At 73.7% G+C, this 4,246-nt stretch carries 3 protein-coding genes and 1 pseudogene; 1 reads left to right on the top strand and 3 read right to left on the bottom strand.

Features of this window, described 5'->3' with window-relative positions; all coding sequences use genetic code 11:
* Positions 1-160: 160 nt before the first annotated feature.
* The 3 genes from ABZV94_RS40475 to ABZV94_RS40465 form a co-directional block, all read right to left on the bottom strand.
* Positions 161-874 (bottom strand): class III extradiol dioxygenase subunit B-like domain-containing protein, encoded by a 714-nt coding sequence (locus ABZV94_RS40475; protein ID WP_356349930.1) that lies wholly within the window; start codon positions 872-874, stop codon positions 161-163.
* A 100-nt stretch (positions 875-974) separates the two neighbouring features.
* Entirely contained in the window at positions 975-2,501 is a 1,527-nt protein-coding gene (gene miaB / locus ABZV94_RS40470; protein ID WP_356349927.1) for a tRNA (N6-isopentenyl adenosine(37)-C2)-methylthiotransferase MiaB, read from the bottom strand.
* A 466-nt stretch (positions 2,502-2,967) separates the two neighbouring features.
* Complete coding sequence (locus ABZV94_RS40465) at positions 2,968-3,807, bottom strand: SDR family oxidoreductase (protein WP_356349924.1); 840 nt, start codon at positions 3,805-3,807, stop codon at positions 2,968-2,970.
* A gap of 236 nt (positions 3,808-4,043) precedes the next feature.
* Here ABZV94_RS40465 and ABZV94_RS40460 point away from each other — a divergent pair.
* Positions 4,044-4,246, top strand: a pseudogene (locus tag ABZV94_RS40460) (chitinase); the annotation flags it as partial.

Raw genomic sequence — 4,246 nt, 5'->3', positions numbered from 1 at the left:
GGGCGTACTTCAGCACGCGCGGGAGCGGCGCCGTACGTCAGCGCGCGCGGGAGGAGGGCCGTACCGCCCCGCACACATCCGCACCCCGCACCGCCGCCCGCCCGCACACGCGCGCACGCGTGCAGCCGCCCTACGGCCGCCCAGCCCCCTCGGCCCGGGCTCAGGACCAGGTCGCGACCATGTACCCCACGCCGTACGGTGCGTCCTCGTACAGGAGCGCTCCGGTGAGGTTCGCGTCCTCGGCCGCGCCGGCCAGGATCTGCCAGGGCGCGCGTCCGGCGGCCTTCAGTTCGTGGGCCAGGGCCGGGTCGAGTGCCCGCAGGGCGTCCAGGTCCGCCGCGCCGAGTGCCCGGGCGGCCTCCGCGTCGAAGGGTGCCGCCCGCTCGTCCAGGTAGCCCGGCGCCTTGAGCGTGCGGCAGGCGCTGCCGTCGCCCATCACCAGCAGGGCCACTCGTCCGGCCCGGCCGGCCAGTTGCCGCCCGGTCGCGGCGCACCGCTCGGGCTCCAGCGTGTCCGCGACGGCGAGTCCCTCGATCGGGGCATCGGACCAGCCGGTCCGCTCCAGCAGCCAGGCGCCGACGGCCAGGGAGGTCGGCAGCAGGCGCTCCGGGGCGGCGTGACCGGCGGGTCCCAGGCGTACGTCCAGGTCGACCCCGAACCCTCGGAAGGTGCCCGGGGTGCCCTGCGGGAACGGGCCGCGTCCGCTCTCCTCGGCGGTCCCGACGACCACCAGCAGGTCGGGGCGGGCGGCGGCGAGCACGCCGAGCGCGTCCGTGCAGGCCGCGCGGGCGGCGTCCAGTTCTGGTGCGGCACCCGCGGCGACCTCGGGCACGAGCAGCGGTGGGCAGGGGCAGACTGCGGCGGCGACAAGCATGATCGGCAGCGTAACCCCGCGAGCGGGGCGCGTGTCACTCCTCGATCAGCACGTCCGCCAGGTCGATCACCGTCCTCCCGCCCCGCGGTGTGCCAGGACCTCAGTCGCAGCCGCAGGCGCCTGCCGTGGTCGCCGGCAGCGGCGCCGGGACGCCGATCTTCGGCAGGCCGAGCATGACGCCCGCCGGCTTGGCGGCCGCCGCGACGCGCTTCTCCCAGGCGTCCCCCGCGCGCGTGCGGCGCACACCGAGGACGGGGCCCTCGGCGAGGAGGTGGTGCGGGGCGGCGTACGTGACCTCGACGGTGACGACGTCGCCGGGGCGCACCTCCTGGTCCGGCTTGGTGAAGTGGACGAGGCGGTTGTCGGGGGCGCGGCCGGAGAGACGGTGGGTGGCGCCGTCCTTGCGGCCCTCGCCCTCTGCGACCATCAGCTCCAGCGTGCGGCCGACCTGCTTCTTGTTCTCCTCCCAGGAGATCTCCTCCTGGAGGGCGACCAGCCGCTCGTAGCGCTCCTGGACGACCTCCTTCGGGATCTGGTTCTCCATGGTCGCGGCGGGGGTGCCGGGACGCTTGGAGTACTGGAAGGTGAAGGCCTGCGCGAAGCGGGCCTCGCGGACGACGTGCAGCGTCTGCTCGAAGTCCTCCTCGGTCTCGCCGGGGAAGCCCACGATGATGTCGGTGGTGATCGCGGCGTGCGGGATGGCCGCCCGCACCTTCTCGATGATCCCCAGGTAGCGCTCCTGGCGGTACGAGCGGCGCATCGCCTTCAGGACCGTGTCCGAGCCGGACTGGAGCGGCATGTGCAGCTGCGGCATCACGTTCGGCGTCTCGGCCATGGCGGCGATGACGTCGTCGGTGAAGTCGCGCGGGTGCGGGGAGGTGAAGCGGACCCGCTCCAGGCCCTCGATGGTCCCGCAGGCGCGCAGCAGCTTGCTGAACGCCTCGCGGTCGCCGATGTCGGAGCCGTAGGCGTTGACGTTCTGGCCGAGCAGTGTGATCTCCGAGACACCCTCGCCGACCAGGGCCTCGATCTCCGCGAGGATGTCGCCGGGGCGGCGGTCCTTCTCCTTGCCGCGCAGGGCGGGGACGATGCAGAAGGTGCACGTGTTGTTGCAGCCCACGGAGATCGACACCCAGGCCGCGTAGGCGCTCTCGCGGCGGGTCGGCAGCGTGGAGGGGAAGGCCTCCAGGGACTCGGCGATCTCGACCTGCGCCTCCTCCTGGACGCGGGCGCGCTCCAGCAGCACGGGCAGCTTGCCGATGTTGTGCGTGCCGAAGACGACGTCCACCCAGGGCGCCTTCTTCACGATGGTGTCCCGGTCCTTCTGGGCGAGACAGCCGCCGACCGCGATCTGCATCCCGGGGCGCGAGGCCTTCTTCGGCGCGAGCCGGCCGAGGTTGCCGTAGAGCCGGTTGTCGGCGTTCTCCCGGACCGCGCAGGTGTTGAAGACGACGACGTCGGCGTCGCCGTCCGAGCCCTCGGGGGCCCGCACGTACCCGGCCTCTTCGAGCAGCCCGGCCAATCGCTCGGAGTCGTGGACGTTCATCTGGCACCCGTAGGTGCGGATTTCGTAACTCTTGGATCCTTGAACGTCCACTGCCGGGCTCCGGTCGCTGCTGCTGGTCATGCGTCAAGGGTAGGCGGTCCCGAAGGGGGCGACCGCTGCCCTGCCCTCGGTGGGCCTCCCGGGCGTTCAGGAGGGGCGCCGGCGACGAGTCCCCGCACGGTGTCCGCGGCCCCTGACGAGATCGGTCTCCGTGCCCCGCACCCGGGCAAGGTCGGGCCGGGCGTAGTACCGGGCCACGCCGACCGGAGCGAAGCAGATGGCCTCCCCGGACCGGAGAACGGGCGAGCACACAGTGCTACGGCGCAGGTGCACCGCGATCCTGCGCGATCTTGGCGTGCAACGGTCGCTGTCCTGGACGCGGTCCGAGAGCGGGGGGGGAACTCGAGGCCACCCGCTCGTCCGGAGGGAGCTGCCTGAGGAGGCGGCGGCCGCGCCACGCCACGGCCACGTCCCCTGCGACCGCCCCACCCGCACCGAACCCCCGTCGGCCGCGTCGAAGACCGGTCCCAGCGGTTCGGGAGCCCCGTCAGCGGGGAGCGGCGGACGGGGCGTACCCCCCGCCCCGGGGTGCGATCCGGTAGTCGAACGCGAGAGTTCCGGGGTCGAGGGCCGTCGCGCCGCCGTCCACGGTGAGCACCGCGCCGTTGACGTACGACGCCGCCGGGGACAGCAGCCAGCCGATCGCCTCGGCGACCTCGCTCGGCTCACCGGGACGGCCCTGCGGCAGCAGCCTGGTGGCCTCCGCGTAGGCGGCGTCCACCCCGTCGCCCGGCAGTTCCGCCTCCGCGGCGAAGCGTGCCATGCGCCGGTCGGCCATCTCGGTGCGCACCCAGCCGGGACACACGATGTTGGCCCGCACCCCCTGACGCCCGTAGTCGACGGCGACGGAGCGGCACAGCTGGAGCAGGGCGGCCTTGGAGGTGGCGTACGGCGCGTTGCTCGTGCCGTTGCGCAGCGCGGACACCGACGCGACCGCGACCACCGCTCCCCGGGACTCCAGCAGGTGCGGGATCGCGGCGCGCAGCAGGAGGAGCGGACCGGTCACGTTGGTGCGCATCACCTCGTCCCAGTCCCGCAGCGACATGTCGCCCACGGCTCCGCCGCGTCCGATGCCCGCGTTCAGCACCAGCCCGTCGAGGCGTCCGTACGCGGCCAGGGCCGCCTGGACCAGTCCCTCGGCCGCGTCGGGGTCCCCGACGTCGGACGGGTGCGGCAGCGCTCCGGTCTCCCGCGCGAGGCGCTCCAGGGGTTCGGCCCGGCGGCCGGAGACGACCACCTGGTGACCGGCCTCCGCCAGCAGCCGGGCCGTCGCCCGGCCGATGCCCGAGCCGCCGCCGGTCACGACGACAACGCGCTTGTCCTCCACTGCAGTCAGCCCCTTCCCCGAGATCGCCGCGCATCACCGAGATCGCCGAGATCGTCCAGCGCAACCGAGCGTAGGACCCGCCGCGGTGGCGGGTGGCGACTTTCGGTCGGCGTCCGCGCCGGTCGCCCACCCGGCAACTCCCTTCCCTCACTTCTTACTTCACACCTTGACGGAAGTGGTCTGTACCTCTAGTTTCGCCGGGCGACCACGCCTCCCCACGAAAGGGCGCCCCCACCATGCCCAGAGCCAGGTCCCTGCCCGCGTCCGCGTCCGCCGCGTTGGCGGTCGCCGCTCTCACCCTGTCCACCGGGCTGTTCGCCGCCTCCCCCGCGCAGGCCGCCACCGGCACGATCACCGGCCTCGCCGGCAAGTGCCTCGACGTCGCCGGCGCCAACTCCGCCGACGGCACCGCCGTACAGCTGTACGACTGCAACGGCAC

The organism is Streptomyces sp. NPDC004658, from assembly GCF_040609555.1.
Lineage (GTDB): Bacteria > Actinomycetota > Actinomycetes > Streptomycetales > Streptomycetaceae > Streptomyces.
The sequence above is the reverse complement of the archived record's forward strand: the minus strand, read 5'-3'. Positions and strand labels throughout refer to the sequence as shown.

Coding starts and splice junctions, on each gene's coding strand:
- miaB (WP_356349927.1), bottom strand. CDS start 2,501: ATGACCAGCAGCAGCGACCGGAGCCCGGCAGTGGACGTTCAAGGATCC.
- ABZV94_RS40475 (WP_356349930.1), bottom strand. CDS start 874: ATGCTTGTCGCCGCCGCAGTCTGCCCCTGCCCACCGCTGCTCGTGCCC.